This is a genomic window from Vibrio sp. 10N.247.310.17, from assembly GCF_041466605.1.
GTDB classification, from domain to species: Bacteria; Pseudomonadota; Gammaproteobacteria; order Enterobacterales; family Vibrionaceae; genus Vibrio; species Vibrio tasmaniensis_A.
Genome location: NZ_JBFSTC010000010.1, coordinates 18,738 through 33,909, shown reverse-complemented (window position 1 = coordinate 33,909; position 15,172 = coordinate 18,738). Strand labels below are relative to the sequence as shown.

13 protein-coding genes, 1 tRNA gene and 1 riboswitch are annotated in these 15,172 nt (G+C 44.1%); of the genes, 5 read left to right on the top strand and 9 right to left on the bottom strand.

The window, feature by feature from the left end; translation table 11 throughout:
• Positions 1–63 precede the first annotated feature (63 nt).
• From AB6D80_RS05225 to moaA, 6 genes are all read right to left on the bottom strand, one after another.
• The gene (locus AB6D80_RS05225; protein ID WP_017101197.1) at positions 64–1,695 is read right to left on the bottom strand and encodes an ABC transporter substrate-binding protein; all 1,632 of its coding nucleotides are present in this window, start codon (positions 1,693–1,695) and stop codon (positions 64–66) included.
• 662 nt (positions 1,696–2,357) lie between these two features.
• Complete coding sequence (gene moaE / locus AB6D80_RS05220; protein ID WP_017078101.1) at positions 2,358–2,831, bottom strand: molybdopterin synthase catalytic subunit MoaE; 474 nt, start codon at positions 2,829–2,831, stop codon at positions 2,358–2,360.
• A 2-nt stretch (positions 2,832–2,833) separates the two neighbouring features.
• Positions 2,834–3,079, bottom strand: a complete 246-nt coding sequence (gene moaD, locus AB6D80_RS05215; RefSeq protein ID WP_017085813.1) for a molybdopterin synthase sulfur carrier subunit — start codon at positions 3,077–3,079, stop codon at positions 2,834–2,836.
• Positions 3,076–3,555 carry a cyclic pyranopterin monophosphate synthase MoaC gene (gene moaC, locus AB6D80_RS05210; RefSeq protein ID WP_004734026.1) on the bottom strand — a complete coding sequence of 160 codons (480 nt, stop codon included), beginning with the start codon at positions 3,553–3,555 and terminating at the stop codon, positions 3,076–3,078. Before moaC ends, moaD begins: the two co-directional genes overlap by 4 nt.
• A 12-nt stretch (positions 3,556–3,567) precedes the next feature.
• Entirely contained in the window at positions 3,568–4,080 is a 513-nt protein-coding gene (gene moaB / locus AB6D80_RS05205) for a molybdenum cofactor biosynthesis protein B (RefSeq protein ID WP_017099055.1), read from the bottom strand.
• A 90-nt stretch (positions 4,081–4,170) separates the two neighbouring features.
• Positions 4,171–5,160, bottom strand: coding sequence for a GTP 3',8-cyclase MoaA (gene moaA / locus AB6D80_RS05200; RefSeq protein ID WP_026012219.1), 990 nt, complete (start codon positions 5,158–5,160; stop codon positions 4,171–4,173).
• Positions 5,149–5,301, bottom strand: a riboswitch (molybdenum cofactor riboswitch). (Overlaps the previous gene by 12 nt.)
• A 194-nt stretch (positions 5,302–5,495) precedes the next feature.
• Between moaA and AB6D80_RS05195 the strand changes: the two genes are divergently transcribed.
• Positions 5,496–6,383, top strand: coding sequence for a YvcK family protein (locus AB6D80_RS05195; protein ID WP_372100662.1), 888 nt, complete (start codon positions 5,496–5,498; stop codon positions 6,381–6,383).
• 132 nt (positions 6,384–6,515) lie between these two features.
• Here the strand turns inward: AB6D80_RS05195 and luxU are convergent, their stop codons facing one another.
• From luxU to uvrB, 3 genes are all read right to left on the bottom strand, one after another.
• Complete coding sequence (gene luxU, locus AB6D80_RS05190) at positions 6,516–6,860, bottom strand: quorum-sensing phosphorelay protein LuxU (RefSeq protein ID WP_017063462.1); 345 nt, start codon at positions 6,858–6,860, stop codon at positions 6,516–6,518.
• 24 nt (positions 6,861–6,884) lie between these two features.
• The gene (luxO, locus tag AB6D80_RS05185; RefSeq protein WP_004734031.1) at positions 6,885–8,273 is read right to left on the bottom strand and encodes a quorum-sensing sigma-54 dependent transcriptional regulator LuxO; all 1,389 of its coding nucleotides are present in this window, start codon (positions 8,271–8,273) and stop codon (positions 6,885–6,887) included.
• A gap of 302 nt (positions 8,274–8,575) precedes the next feature.
• Entirely contained in the window at positions 8,576–10,606 is a 2,031-nt protein-coding gene (gene uvrB, locus AB6D80_RS05180) for an excinuclease ABC subunit UvrB (protein ID WP_372187919.1), read from the bottom strand.
• A gap of 509 nt (positions 10,607–11,115) precedes the next feature.
• Here uvrB and AB6D80_RS05175 point away from each other — a divergent pair.
• From AB6D80_RS05175 to rsxC, 4 genes are all read left to right on the top strand, one after another.
• A tRNA-Asn gene (locus AB6D80_RS05175) sits at positions 11,116–11,191 on the top strand.
• Positions 11,192–11,701: 510 nt separating this feature from the next.
• Positions 11,702–12,280, top strand: coding sequence for an electron transport complex subunit RsxA (gene rsxA, locus AB6D80_RS05170; RefSeq protein WP_004734039.1), 579 nt, complete (start codon positions 11,702–11,704; stop codon positions 12,278–12,280).
• A 2-nt stretch (positions 12,281–12,282) separates the two neighbouring features.
• A complete protein-coding gene (gene rsxB, locus AB6D80_RS05165; RefSeq protein WP_372100659.1) occupies positions 12,283–12,876 on the top strand; it encodes an electron transport complex subunit RsxB in 594 nt (197 codons plus the stop codon).
• Between the two features lie 7 nt (positions 12,877–12,883).
• The coding region (gene rsxC, locus AB6D80_RS05160; protein ID WP_372187917.1) for an electron transport complex subunit RsxC at positions 12,884–15,172 on the top strand (2,289 nt) is incomplete at its 3' end.

Sequence of the window (15,172 nt, the reverse complement as noted above, 5' to 3'; positions counted from 1 at the left end):
GCCCTGCGCATGTAGTGTCTGTATCGTTACAGTTATATTAACTTTTTAGAATCTAAGCTCTTATTATTGAGCTTTGATGTATAAGTCTTTCGAGAAGATCTTATCTTCCGCGTTGTTAGTAGGGAAGCCACCAACGTGCGGATTTAGTAGACGTGATTTCACGTATTGGTAGATAGGTGCGATAGGCATGTCTTTAGCCATTAACGCCTCAGCTTCTAGGTAAAGTGCTTCACGCTCTTCTGCTGATGTAGAGTTAAGTGCTTTATTAATGATTTGGTCGTACTCAGCGCTATCGTAGTGAACACCACCGGTAGTGTTGTTACTCTTCATTAGCGTTAGGAATGACGACGCTTCGTTGTAGTCACCACACCAACCAGCACGTGCTACTTCGAAATCACCTGAATCTTTAGAAGATAGGTAAGTTTTCCACTCTTGGTTTTCAAGCGTTACTTTAAGACCCAGTGTTTTCTTCCACATAGAACCCAACGCTACAGCAATCTTCTTATGGTTTTCAGACGTGTTGTAAAGTAGGTTGAAGTTTAGTGGGTTGTCTTTGCCGTAACCCGCTTCTTCAAGAAGGCGTGCAGCTTCTTCATTACGTTCTTTTTGAGACATCTTGCCGTAAGCAGGAAGTTCAGGGTTAAAGCCAGCTGTAATTTCAGGTGTTAGGAAGTAAGCTGGTTTTTGACCTTGCGCTAAGATTGCGTCACTTACGATATTGCGGTCAATTGCGTAAGAAATTGCTTTACGTACACGAACATCATCAAATGGTGCTTTCTTAGTGTTAAAGATGTAGTAGTAAGTACATAGGTTACCCGCTACAGATACATCTTCAGCATACTCTTTCTTAAGGCGCTTGAAGTGCTCAGTTGGAAGTTCATTTGTAAAGTCGATTTCACCAGATAGGAAACGGTTCATTTCCGCAACTTGGTTTTCGATTGGTAGGAACGTTACTTTATTAAGAACAGTTTTATCATTGTTCCAGTATTGATCGTTACGCTTTAGTACTAGGCGTTCATTAACAACCCATTTATCGACAGCAAATGCACCGTTACCTACAAAGTTACCCGGCTTAGTCCATTGGTCACCGAATTTTTCAACAGTCGCCTGATGTACCGGCTTCATTGTTGTGTGGCCCATCATCATTACGAAATATGGTACCGCTGTATCTAGTTCAACAACAAGCGTGTTTGCATCTACAGCTTTAACACCTAGCTCACTCTTGTCTTTCTTACCCGCTACGATGTCTTTCGCGTTCACCATCTTGGTATATTCCATGTACCAAGCATATGGAGAAGCAGTGGCAGGATCGACTGCACGTTGCCAGCTGTAAACGAAATCTTCAGCTGTTACAGGATCGCCGTTAGACCATTTTGCATCTTTACGTAGGTGGAAAGTGAATGTTTTGTTGTCCGTCGTTTCCCAGCTTTCGGCTACACCTGGGATTGTATTACCTTCGCCATCTTGGTTCACTAGACCTTCTAGAAGATCACGAATTACGTGAGATTCTGGTACACCTTGAGATTTGTGTGGGTCGATAGTCGCAACTTCAGTACCGTTACCGCGAACAAGTTCCTGAACTTTTGCTAGTTCTGTGCCTGCTGGAACTTCAGCAGCGATAGAAAGAGTAGAAGTGGCAGCCACTGCCAAACCAGCACCTAGAAGAAGGGCCTGAGTGATTTTATTCTTGTACATTTAATAAACTCCAAGTTTTACGTATTGCATCCATGACTTCTTTGCTAAGTTCACTGAACGGCAGTGATTTAGATTTATTTAGCTAAAAATTTAAGCATAAAAATCTAAAACCTTACAAAGATTGAGGCACACACTATCAACCATTGAAGTAATTTGCCATAAACAAGTCGCAAAAAATCGGATAATTCTCCGAATTACTCAAGGTCACAGTGTAAATCTCTAATAAAAACCTAATGAATAGTTAATTACACATAGGAATTAATTAAAAAACAGCCTTTAGTGTTGATGTATCTGAATTGATACTTTTATTTAGCATCTTATGCTAGAACACTGTCGGCAAATTAACATTAATGCCACATGAAATCTAATTGCACATCACATATCCCCTAAATAGACTGCACTATTTGTGAGGATTATCACTTTATACAAAACAGCATAAAGCACTGCACCAAAACAGATTTGGAAATGCACCAAGACAGACTAAATCACGCGTTGAATTCATATGCAACTTGACTGCTTAACCATTTATTAAAGAACCTTTTATTTATAAATCACTTTGTAGCACGCACAAAAAACCGACGTCAAACGTCGGCTTTCTTACTATCTACGTCCCAACCTGAAATACACTTTCACGTTAAGAGCGAAACACGCTAGGGAGTGGATTATTTCTCCCAACGCTCCGCTGCTTTCGCGTCGGAGTCTCGAGAGTCAACCCAACGAGTCGCCTCAGTAGTACGTTCTTTTTTCCAAAACGGCGCTTTGGTTTTCAGAAAGTCCATAACAAACTCACACGCTTCGAAGGCAGCGCCACGATGTGCACTGGATACACCAACGTAAACAATCTGGTCACCGATATCTAGGTCACCAACGCGGTGAATCACTCGCATCTTCTGGATAGGCCAGCGCGCTTCAGCTTGGTCACAGATCTCACTCAGAGACTTCTCTGTCATACCCGGATAATGTTCTAGAGACAAACCAATCACGTTGTCGCCAAGGTTCATGTCGCGAACTTTACCTACAAACGTCACAACCGCTCCCGCAGCCGTACCTTGAGCTAGATAATCGTATTCGTCACCCACAGAAAAGTCTTCAGCAGTCACTAATACTCTTGGATCAATAACTCGAGAGTCATTCATGGTTAACCTCCAGTAACTGGTGGGAAGAAAGCCACTTCGTCGCCGTCTTTCACTTCAGTCGTCAAAGGTACAATTGATTGGTTGAGTGCTGCCAGCAGCTTGCCCTCTTCCAATGCGATATCCCATTTGCCTTCTTGTGTTACAAGGTGGCTACGAATCGCTTCAATAGTATTGTATTGCGCATCGACCTCTAGGCTATCAACACCGACAAGTTCACGAGTTTGTGCAAAGAAAAGTACCGTAATCATGATTCCACCTTGAAGTGACCTGATTTACCACCTGTCTTCTCTAGCAGACGTACGTTCTCGATAACAATGTCTTTCTGAACAGCTTTACACATATCGTAAATCGTCAGTGCAGCAACAGAAGCAGCCGTTAGCGCTTCCATTTCTACGCCTGTCTTACCAGCAAGCTTACATACCGATTCGATACGAACCTTGTTTTCAGACTCAATGGCTTCAAGTTGTACTTCTACTTTAGTCAGTAGCAAAGGGTGACACAGTGGAATCAAGTCCCACGTCTTCTTCGCTGCTTGGATACCAGCAATACGTGCCGTTGCGAAAACATCACCTTTATGGTGGCTGCCAGAAACAATCAGCTCTAGCGTTTCTGCTGACATTTGAACGAAAGCCTCTGCTCTCGCCTCACGTACTGTCTCTGCTTTAGCCGATACATCGACCATGTTCGCTTCGCCAGACGCGTTAATGTGTGTAAATTGGCTCATGCTCAATCCACCTTATACAGAAAGATGTGGCATGAAATTGCAAGGACGGTGACTCGCATCCATCTGTTGCTTGATGATCTTAGTCCAACCTGTACGGCACGCACCTGTAGAACCTGGCATCGCAAAGATAACCGTGTGGTTAGCAAAACCCGCAATCGCACGAGATTGAATCGTTGATGTACCAATCTCTTCGTAAGACACTTGGCGGAAAAGCTCACCAAAGCCTTCTACTTCTTTGTCGAATAGTGGTTTAAGTGCTTCAGGCGTGCTGTCACGAGAGGTGAAGCCCGTACCACCAGTGATTATAATCGCTTGAACGCTTTCGTCAGCAATCCACTGAGATACGATCGCACGGATCTTGTACATGTCATCGATAACGATTTGCTTATCAACCACGTTGTGGCCTGCTTCTTTAGCATGCTCAGCTAGGTAACCACCTGACGTGTCATTTTCTTCTGTACGAGTATCTGAAACGGTTAGTACTGCGATGTTTGCTGCTTGAAATTTGCTTTCTGCGTGACCCATTTGTTCACCTATATAAATTTTTCGATGATTAGACTGATTCGCCCAGCTTAAAGAAGCTGAGCGATAAAATGCTTTAGAGTATATAGCGGGTTAACCGCCGATTGACGCCAAGTTTGGAGTCATGCCACTGTTGCCATCGTGTAAGAAGTGGCTAACGGACTTGGTTTGAAGCTGAGCCTGAATTCGATCAATGAGCTCTTGCTCTTGTTGATCCTCTTGAATCAGATCTCTCAGTTCAACACCATGGTCGCCAAACAGACATAAGTGAAGTTTACCGGTCGCAGAAACACGCAGTCGGTTACAACTCTCACAAAAGTCTTTCTCGTAAGGCATGATCAAACCGATTTCACCCTTGTAGTCTGGGTGGACAAACACTTGCGCGGGGCCATCATTAACGGCTTTGACTTTTAACAGCCAACCATTAGCAATAAGCTGGTTGCGGATCGCAACGCCAGACACATGGTGTTTATCGAACAACTCGTCCATCTCGCCGGTTTTCATCAGCTCGATAAAACGTAATTGAATAGGTTTGTCTTTGATCCAATTAAGGAAGGCTGGTAATTCCTGACTATTGAGGTCTTTCATCAATACGACGTTGACTTTGACTTGTTCAAAGCCAACCTCAAACGCTTTATCAATGCCTCGCATAACCTCTGTAAACTTATTCTCACCAGTGATCTGATGGAACATGCGCGAATCTAAGCTATCCACGCTCACGTTTATATGGGTTAAACCAGCATCACGCCATTGCCCTACTTGTTTCTCCATGCGGTAGCCATTCGTTGTCGTGGCTACTTTTTCGATGCCTGGAGTAGAAGCAACAGTATGTATGATTTCAGGAAAGTCTTTACGCAGGCTCGGCTCTCCGCCAGTAATGCGGATCTTAGAGGTGCCACAATCTGCAAACGCTTTCACAATACGTTTGATCTCGGGAACACTTAAAAAAGACGAGTTTTTTTGCCCTGACGGTTTATAACCATCTGGCAAGCAGTAAGTACATTTAAAGTTACAGACGTCTGTAACCGACAAGCGCAAGTAATAAAACTTGCGATGGAATCTATCTTCGAATTGTTGCGCCACGGAACACCTTTCCAAACACGGGAGGCATAATCATTTCCAATTAAGCCCTTGTGACAACATGTCACTGGCTCTTGATGCGTATCGGTACAGCAAATACCACTGTGCGACTTAGCATGCGAGAGCTCGGAGTTATGGCAACTGCACGTTATATTCACACGCACAGTAGCTGAGTAATAAAATACTTAATATTTGTACGTGAATCTAGCTCTGATGACAAAAAACGGGTCACATCGGCAAAAAAAACGTATCAAACCCTCAAAATAACTCTTGTTGAGTATCTGACGAGAAGCATTTAACCTAAATTATAGTTGGTAATAATCTAACAAGAACAAAAAATGAATATTTACTCTTCAAAGAAAGTCGTAGCAATCGGTGGAGGCCATGGCTTAGGTCGTATGCTAGCTGCATTAAAAGACTTTGGTAGCAATGCGACTGGCATTGTTGCAACAACAGATAACGGTGGTTCCACCGGAAGAATTCGAGACTGCCAAGGTGGTATTGCTTGGGGAGATACTCGTAACTGTATCAACCAATTAATCACAGAACCTTCGATCAGTTCGATGATGTTTGAATATCGCTTTCGCGGTCAAGGTGAACTCGATGGTCACAACTTAGGTAACCTAATGCTAACGGCACTAGACAACCTTTCCGTTCGCCCATTGGAAGCAATTAACCTAATTCGAAATATGCTCAAGGTCGATGTCAATATCGTCCCGATGACTGAGCACCCTTCCGATCTCACGGCTTTATCAATGGACGGTCGTTGGGTAACTGGCGAAACTAACGTTGATGACATGACAGAAAAGCTGCGCATGATGGACTTATCTCCAGAAGTACCTGCAACCAAAGAAGCTGTTGCTGCAGTTGAGCAAGCAGACTGCATTGCCCTTGGACCAGGAAGCTTTTTAACCAGTGTGATGCCCCCGCTGCTACTGCCAGAAATTGGCAAAGCAATCGCGGAAAATACCAAGGCAAAAGTTATCTTCGTTGAAAACCTTTCGCCAGAGCACGGCCCTGCAGGAAAAATGACGCTTCAAGAACAATTGGAGTGGTGTGAACGTACCTGTAAGGCAAGAAAGATAGACATTGTACTGGGCAATGAACCACACCCTGAATTAGAAGGGCAATGGAATTGTGTGACCACTGATCTTGCCTCTCCTAACCGAGATTGGCGACACGACCGTTTAAAACTCCAACAAGCGATTAGGGATCAACTGGCTTAATGCTTAATGCTTAATGCTTATAGCTTATAGCTTATAGCTTATAGCTTATAGCTTAGGCTAGACGACAGAGACCAGTAAAAACAAAAAAGGAGCATCATGCTCCTTTTTTAGTCTCTTTAATAACTAGCCGCTTTAGAGATCCGTCATCAACTGCTGATATTCAGTGTACGTTGATAACAGGAGCTCTTGCATATCTTGGAAATCAATCTCGGTTACAGGCAATGCTTGCTTCACTTTTGCGTCTAAGCTAATCGCAAAACTACACAAAGAGTCTGCGCCAAAGCTCGCAGCACTGCTTTTAAGTGCGTGGCTTATATCAGCCAGGTACTTAGATGTATCCGACGCTTTATTTATCTCTAGATGTTCGTAGTAGCCTTTCAACTCACCTAAGAAGATTTCCAGCAAAACTGGTACATTCTCTTGCCCTATTTCACCGGCGAGCTCATCAACTTTTTGCTGATTTAATACTTTCGTCATTATGATTTTCTTATTGTTTGGTGATTACTGCTTCGCATTCCACGTTTGCAACTTACGGTATATCGTCGATGGACTGACATCTAAGAAACCGGCCGCGCGGGGAATGTTGCCGTCACACGCTTTTATGGCCTGTTCGATAGCCGTCTTCTCAGTGATCCACAATGGGAAAATATCTTTTACCGTGATGTCTTCGTTCTGCTTCTCTTTCAAGCGCAAGCTGTTTTCAATCGGTTGGTTCAATGGTGGTGGAAGCATGTTGAGAGTAATCTCTTTGCCGTTATTCAATACCACCACGTTCCGTAATACGTTTTGTAGCTGACGAACGTTACCCGGCCACTCATATTGATTAAAGCGATCAAGCACTTCCTGAGCAAAACGCACAAACGCCTTACCTTCCTCAACCGACATGTAACCTAGTAACGAGTACGCAATCTCGATGACATCTTCACCGCGCTCGCGCAATGGCGGCAGGTGCAATGGAATCACGTATAAACGATAGTATAAATCTTCTCTAAAGCGACCTTCTTGTACTTCTTTCCAAGGGTCACGGTTGGTTGCACATACGAAACGAACATCGACACTCTTCATCTTCGAAGAGCCAACTTTTTGAAAAGTACCGGTTTGGATAAAGCGCAGCAGCTTGGTTTGCAGCTCTAAGTCCATTTCGCACAATTCATCAAGGAATAGTGTTCCGCCATCAGCAAGTTCAGCGGCACCTTGACGATCAGTTGCAGCACCGGTAAAGGCGCCTTTAACGTGGCCAAATAGCTCACTTTCAATTAGATCTTTAGGGATAGCCGCACAGTTAATCGCGATGAAAGGCTTGTCACCACGCTTGCTCGCCGCATGAATAGCTTCTGCACATACCTCTTTACCCGTACCACTTTCACCCGTGATGAAAATACTGGCTTTACTCGATGCTGCAGAGTCGATAGTTCGGTAAACCTGCTGCATGGTTTGGCTACTACCAATGAAGCCTTGGTAATTTTGGTTTCCCGGATGTTCCGAGCTATTTTTAAGTTTGGTGGCTTTGCGGATCGCGTTGTTCACCGTAATACGGAGTCGGTCGGCTTCACACGGCTTGATAAGGAAATCTTGAGAACCATGACGCATGGCTTCTACGGCGGTATCGATAGAACCGTGAGCCGTCATGAAGATAACCGGAACTTCAGGGTATTTTTGTTTTACAGCAAATAGCACGTCCATACCCGTCATGTCAGGCAGACGTAGATCTAATAAAATAAGGTCTGGGATTCGATGATTCAAACTCTCGATTGCATCGCGGCCAGTGCCGACAATGTTGATATCAATTTCGAGCGGTGTAAGATACGAGCGATATAAAGCTGCTACCGAAGCGGTATCCTCGACCATCAACAAATACTTCGATTTGTTATCTAGCGTTTTTGATTGCATATCCTAGCCATTTATAATTTGCATTTCTTATTATAGTCGCATTCCGCTTTGCATTATGCAAATTAGCCACAATATTTGTAGTGTGTTTTTTTACTTACTTCAAATAATCAATGTTTTATCTATCTGGCACGAACGATGCAACGGTATAAATGACCTTCGGGTCACCTAGCCAACTGACGTTGTTAGTGGACCGAGTGTTCACAAACGTAAGCCAGTAGAACATTTACTACTGGCTGTTTTTTTGCCTGAAACACTCTCAATTCTTGTCTTGAGGGGATCAACTTCTTAAGTGAAAAGTGAGATTAGCTGTTGGTAATAAACTGCTTTCTTAGTTGCTCAATTTCATCACGCTTCTGTGCTGCCAATTCAAATTCTAGGTTCTGAGCATGCTGATACATCGCAGCTTCTAGCTTGCTGATCTCTTTATCAAGCTGTTGCGGTGTAAGTACTGCATAACTTTCAGAAGGCTCTGCAACCTTAGATAGAGGAACTTGCTTCGATTGGCGCTGCTGCTTCGACTTGGTTAGATCACCCAGCTCCATAATATCTTTGATATTACGTTTAAGCGCTTGTGGCGTGATACCTTGCTCTTCGTTATAGGCTTGCTGTTTCTCACGACGACGATCAGTTTCATCAATCGCTTTTCTCATTGATTTGGTAATCGAGTCACCATACAAGATAGCTCGACCTTCCAAGTTACGAGCTGCACGACCAATGGTTTGAATCAGAGAACGCTCAGAACGTAAGAAACCCTCTTTATCAGCATCAAGAATCGCCACCAGCGACACTTCAGGCATATCCAAACCTTCACGAAGTAAGTTAATGCCCACTAACACGTCGAACTCGCCCAAACGTAGGTCTCGAATGATCTCTACACGCTCAACGGTATCGATATCTGAATGCAAGTAACGAACCTTAACACCATGCTCACTAAGGTATTCGGTTAAGTCTTCTGCCATTCGTTTAGTTAGCGTCGTGACAAGCACACGCTCTTCCTTAACAGAACGTATTCTTATCTCAGACAGTAAATCATCAACTTGAGTAGCGACAGGCCTTACTTCAATAACCGGGTCAAGTAAGCCAGTAGGACGCACCACTTGATCAGCAATCTCACCATCTGATTTCTCAATCTCATAATGACCCGGCGTGGCCGACACAAAAATCGTTTGCGGGGCTATAGACTCAAATTCTTCAAACTTCATTGGACGGTTATCCAATGCCGAAGGCAGACGGAAACCAAACTCAACTAGAGTTTCCTTACGCGAACGGTCACCTTTATACATGGCGCCAATTTGCGGCACGGTCACGTGTGACTCATCGATAATCAACAGACCATCATCAGGCAAGTAATCAAATAACGTCGGAGGCGCTTCCCCTTCAGCACGGCCACTCAAGTATCGTGAATAGTTTTCGATACCAGAACAGAAGCCAAGCTCGGTCATCATCTCGATATCAAACTGAGTTCTTTGAGAGATACGCTGTTCTTCTAGAAGCTTATTATTGTCTTTTAAATATTGAGCTCTATCACGCAACTCATCCTTAATCTTCTCAATCGCTTCAAGGATTTTCTCTCGTGGAGTGACATAGTGCGTTTTTGGATAAACCGTAAAGCGAGGCAGGTCTCTTTGCTTAACCGCACCAGTTAGTGGGTCAAAGATACTGATGCAATCCACTTCATCATCGAACATTTCAATTCGCACGGCATCTTGGTCAGATTCAGCCGGGAAGATATCAATCACTTCACCACGCACGCGGAATTGACCTCGTTCAAATGCGACGTCGTTTCTTGAATATTGTAGCTCCGCCAAACGGCGCAAAATATCACGCTGATCCATGACCTCACCACGACTCAAGTGAAGCATCATTTTCAAATACGATTTAGGATCACCAAGACCATAGATAGCCGATACAGAAGCCACAATGATGGCGTCTTTTCGCTCTAATAAGGCCTTGGTCGCCGAAAGTCTCATCAGCTCGATATGAGCATTCACCGACGCATCTTTCTCAATGAACGTATCCGTGGTTGGTACATACGCTTCAGGCTGGTAGTAATCGTAGTAAGATACGAAGTACTCAACGGCATTATTTGGAAAGAAGGATTTCATCTCACCATAAAGTTGAGCAGCCAACGTCTTATTCGGTGCTAACAGAATGGCAGGTCTTTGTGATTGGGAAATGACATTGGCAAGCGTAAAGGTTTTACCCGAGCCCGTTACCCCTAATAGAGTTTGATGCGCCAAACCAGAATCTAGTCCATCTAGTAATTTGGTAATTGCCGTCGGCTGGTCACCGGACGGACTGTAGTCCGATACCAAGTCAAAGAGTTTACTCATAGGTCGCCATTTCCATACTGTTTATTTAATCAGGTCATTGTCACTCTAGGAGGAGTGTCGTTGCAACTATTATCTAGAGAAATGCATCTTAAGATTAGATATCAGTTATAGCTTTTATTTTTGGAACTTGGTATTATCTGTGCCCCTGCAAGATCTCTTCAGCTAAATTACTCGATTTTTAATCCACTACTTTTCCCCAAAAAATCTAAAAATAGCACTTGTTTTACTGTTTATTTTATAATCTTAAAAAGTTATACAATCGTAATGTTTCGATATAAAACTTTTAAATACATCACGTTACCGCAGATTTTAACATTTTCAGATTTATCCCAATTATTGTTGTTAAAGTTTCACGCACATACTTATCCACAATTTTGGTGGATAACTAAAGCAAAGCTAAATCTGATAAGGCGTTCAAGAAAGTAAAGTTTTTTATCTTGTTTTTTTCTGCTATTTTTTATTGACAGAAAATAGGAGTCTTATTAGAATTCGCGTCGCTAACAAGCAATTCCCCTTTAGTTCAGTTGGTAGAACGGCGGACTGTTAATCCGTATGTCGCAAGTTCAAGTCTTGCAAGGGGAGCCAAATTCAGAAAAAAGCTCAATCGAAAGATTGGGCTTTTTTCGTATATAACTGCGACTAACTTGTTCCAAGTTAATGTCACAAACCTAGCCGCCCGCGTTCAAGTCTCGACAAGGGGGCCAAATTTAAAGAAGCCGCATCACTCGATGCGGCTTTTTGCGTTTTAACGTACTCACTTTCCTAAAAGCCCTCTAAGCAACCGAGCAACAGCCTTGAGTTAGCAACAATCAATTGACTCAAAAGTTCGCTATTTACTTCAACCAATTTCGACCTTTTGGCCGAAGACAAAAGTGAAATCACTGAGTACTCAAATGATCAGACAAAGATCATTGTGATATACCGCTGCACGCTCACACCGTCAAAATCTATGTCTATACTTACTGCAGCTTTGGTAATCAATCGATTACCTGATGTTTTTTTCACCAAGTGTCTAAATCCCTAGTGATCCTTGGTTGTTATTAGGTGAGCAAAACAGGATAATATCGGGATCGGAATCTCAAGAATTAATCCATTATGACCGAATACCTTTTGTTGTTGGTTGGCACAGTGCTAGTCAATAACTTTGTGCTAGTGAAGTTTTTAGGGCTATGTCCATTTATGGGCGTCTCCAAGAAGTTGGAGACTGCTATTGGCATGGGCCTCGCGACGACTTTCGTTCTAACGTTAGCGTCGGTATCTGCATACCTAGTAGAAACCTACATCCTTACCCCTCTGGGTATTGAATACCTGCGTACCATGAGTTTCATCTTGGTTATTGCGGTGGTTGTTCAATTTACGGAAATGGTCGTTCACAAAACTAGCCCTACCCTTTATCGCCTATTGGGTATCTTTCTGCCTCTTATCACCACCAACTGTGCGGTATTAGGTGTGGCACTTCTGAACATCAATGAAAACCACAACTTCATTCAGTCGATCATCTATGGTTTCGGCGCAGCGGTTGGTTTCTCTCTTGTATTGATCCTATTTGCTGCGATGCGTGAACGTATTGCGGTTGCTGATGTTCCAATGCCATTCAAAGGCGCGTCGATTGCGATGATCACAGCAGGCCTAATGTCTCTGGCATTTATGGGCTTTACTGGGTTGGTGAAGTAAGAATGAGTACCATCTTAATTGCAATCATTGCACTCGCCGTTTTAGCCGCTGTTTTTGGCGCTATTTTGGGCTTTGCTTCTATCCGTTTTAAAGTTGAAGCCGATCCGATCGTCGATCAAATCGACACTATATTGCCGCAAACTCAGTGTGGCCAGTGTGGCTACCCTGGTTGTCGCCCATACGCAGAGGCGATCGCTAACGGAGACAAGATCAACAAATGTCCTCCTGGCGGCCAAGCAACTATTGAAAAGCTAGCAGATTTAATGGGCGTAGAAGTTGAAGACTCCGTTCATGACTTAGATAACAAAGTAAAAACCGTTGCCTTCATCCATGAAGATATGTGTATTGGCTGTACCAAATGCATTCAAGCTTGCCCTGTCGACGCCATTGTTGGTGGCACCAAGGCACTTCACACAGTAATCAAAGATGAATGTACAGGTTGTGATCTATGTGTCGCACCGTGCCCTACTGACTGTATCGAAATGATTCCAGTGGCAACAACGACTGAAAATTGGAAATGGCAGATGAACATCATTCCTGTTACTGATATCACTAACCAAGCAACTGATGCGACCGCGTCAGAGCCTAAGGCATAGGGTTAGTATGATCTCTTTAATTGAACAAATTCGCACGGGCTCAATTTGGAACTTCCCGGGCGGTGTGCACCCTGCTGAAAACAAGAAACAGTCGAATACTACTGATATCGTGCATGCAAGGCTCCCAGAAGAAATCGTTCTTCCAGTGAAACAGCACATCGGTAAGCCTGGTAACTTATTGGTTGCTGTCGGTGATGCCGTACTCAAAGGTCAACAACTGACGGCCTTAGAGACTGGTTTTACTTTGCCAGTACATGCACCAACATCGGGTGTGATTACCGCTATCGAACCACGAACCACCGCTCACCCTTCTGGCTTGAGCGACGTGTGCGTGGTTATTAAACCTGATGGCTTAGACGCTTGGATTGAAAAAAATCCAGTTGAAGATTTCTCGACAAAGACCTCTGACGAACTGCTTGATGTGATTCGCCAAGCTGGTATTTCAGGCATGGGCGGCGCAGGCTTCCCTACGGCTAAGAAGCTTCAATCAGGCTTAGGTCGTACCGACATTTTGATCGTCAATGCTGCGGAATGTGAACCTTACATCACCTCTGATGACAAGTTGCTTCAAGAACATGCCGACGAAGTATTAAAAGGCATCGAAGTGGTTGAACACATTCTTCAACCAAAGCTGACGGTTATCGGCATTGAAGACAACAAACCAGACGCGATAAAAGCACTTGAGATTGCAGCGAAAGACAAAGATATCGTCATTCGTGTTATCCCAACTAAATACCCTTCAGGTGGTGAGAAACAGCTGATAAAGATCCTTACTAATAAAGAGGTTCCGGCTGGCGGCATCCCTGCAGACATTGGTGTTTTGGTTCAGAACGTCGGCTCTCTTTACTCGATTAAGCGAGCGGTAATTGACGGCGAACCTGTGGTTAACCGCGTTGTGACATTAACCGGTAAAACCTTTAAGCAACCTCGTAATGTTTGGGCGCTATTAGGCACACCAGTACATGAGTTACTTGAAGAGTTTGGCTACAAAGCCGATAAAAAGCTTCCGCGTTTAATTTTGGGTGGCCCTATGATGGGCTTCACCTTGCCACATGCCAATGTGCCAATCACTAAAACGTCGAACTGTATTTTAGCGCCAACGCGTCGTGAGATCTCTCCAAGCACTTACGAGATGGAATGTATTCGTTGTAGCGCGTGTGCCGAGGCTTGCCCCGCATCACTTCTTCCTCAACAACTGCAATGGCATGCGAAAGCCAACGAGTTGGATAAGTGTGAAGAACTGAATATTAAAGACTGTATTGAATGCGGTGCTTGTGCATTTGTCTGCCCAAGTGAAATTCCTCTTGTTCAGTACTACCGCCAAGCAAAAGCTGAGATCAAAACTCGAAAAGATGAAGCCGCTGCAGCAGAGCGCGCCAAGATTCGTTTCGAAGAGAAAAACGCTCGTATGGAGCGTGACAAAGCAGAACGTGAAAACCGCTTTAAGAAAGCAGCTGACAACCGTCGTAAAGATATGAAATCTGCGGATGGTGATGATGCGATTGCAGCTGCGATTGCTCGCGTTAAAGCGCAAAAAGCCGCGGCAGACCAAGCTCCTGTTGCGGAACCAGCGGTGAAACCTGCGGTTGCTGCTGCGATTGCCAAGGCAAAAGCAAAACAAGCTGCGGCTCAGAAAGCGGATAGCGCTGAACCAGACAATTCTGAAATGTCGAAACTGCGTGAAGAACGTAAACGACAAGCTCGAGAGCGCAAGGCACAACAAGCAGCAACTGATGCTCCTGCTGAAAAATCAGGTGACGCTAAGAAAGACGCGGTTGCTGCGGCTATTGCTCGCGCTAAAGCCAAGAAGGCTCTACAAGTGGAATCTTCTACTCAAACAGAAAGCGAGGCTCCAGTTGCAAGTACTGGCGATGCTAAGAAAGATGCGGTCGCTGCAGCTATAGCTCGCGCTAAAGCCAAGAAAGCACAACAAACAGAATCAGCTTCTGAAGCTCCGGTTGAAAAATCAGGTGACGCTAAGAAAGATGCTGTCGCTGCTGCAATAGCTCGTGCTAAAGCCAAGAAGGCTCAACAAGCTGAATCTTCTACTCCAACAGCAAGCGAAGCTCCGGTTAAAAGTTCTGGCGATGCTAAGAAAGATGCTGTTGTTGCAGCTATCGCTCGTGCTAAAGCGAAGAAAGCACAACAAGCAGAATCAGCTGCTCAAACCGAAAGTGAAGCTCCAGCTAAAAGCTCTGGCGATGCCAAGAAAGATGCTGTCGCTGCGGCTATTGCTCGCGCTAAAGCCAAGAAGGCTCAACAAGCTGAATCTTCTACTCCAACAGCAAGCGAAGCT

Coding starts and splice junctions, on each gene's coding strand:
- uvrB (WP_372187919.1), bottom strand. CDS start 10,606: ATGAGTAAACTCTTTGACTTGGTATCGGACTACAGTCCGTCCGGTGAC.
- luxO (WP_004734031.1), bottom strand. CDS start 8,273: ATGCAATCAAAAACGCTAGATAACAAATCGAAGTATTTGTTGATGGTC.
- rsxA (WP_004734039.1), top strand. CDS start 11,702: ATGACCGAATACCTTTTGTTGTTGGTTGGCACAGTGCTAGTCAATAAC.
- AB6D80_RS05225 (WP_017101197.1), bottom strand. CDS start 1,695: ATGTACAAGAATAAAATCACTCAGGCCCTTCTTCTAGGTGCTGGTTTG.
- moaB (WP_017099055.1), bottom strand. CDS start 4,080: ATGGGTCACGCAGAAAGCAAATTTCAAGCAGCAAACATCGCAGTACTA.
- moaD (WP_017085813.1), bottom strand. CDS start 3,079: ATGATTACGGTACTTTTCTTTGCACAAACTCGTGAACTTGTCGGTGTT.
- luxU (WP_017063462.1), bottom strand. CDS start 6,860: ATGACGAAAGTATTAAATCAGCAAAAAGTTGATGAGCTCGCCGGTGAA.
- rsxB (WP_372100659.1), top strand. CDS start 12,283: ATGAGTACCATCTTAATTGCAATCATTGCACTCGCCGTTTTAGCCGCT.
- moaC (WP_004734026.1), bottom strand. CDS start 3,555: ATGAGCCAATTTACACACATTAACGCGTCTGGCGAAGCGAACATGGTC.
- moaE (WP_017078101.1), bottom strand. CDS start 2,831: ATGAATGACTCTCGAGTTATTGATCCAAGAGTATTAGTGACTGCTGAA.
- AB6D80_RS05195 (WP_372100662.1), top strand. CDS start 5,496: ATGAATATTTACTCTTCAAAGAAAGTCGTAGCAATCGGTGGAGGCCAT.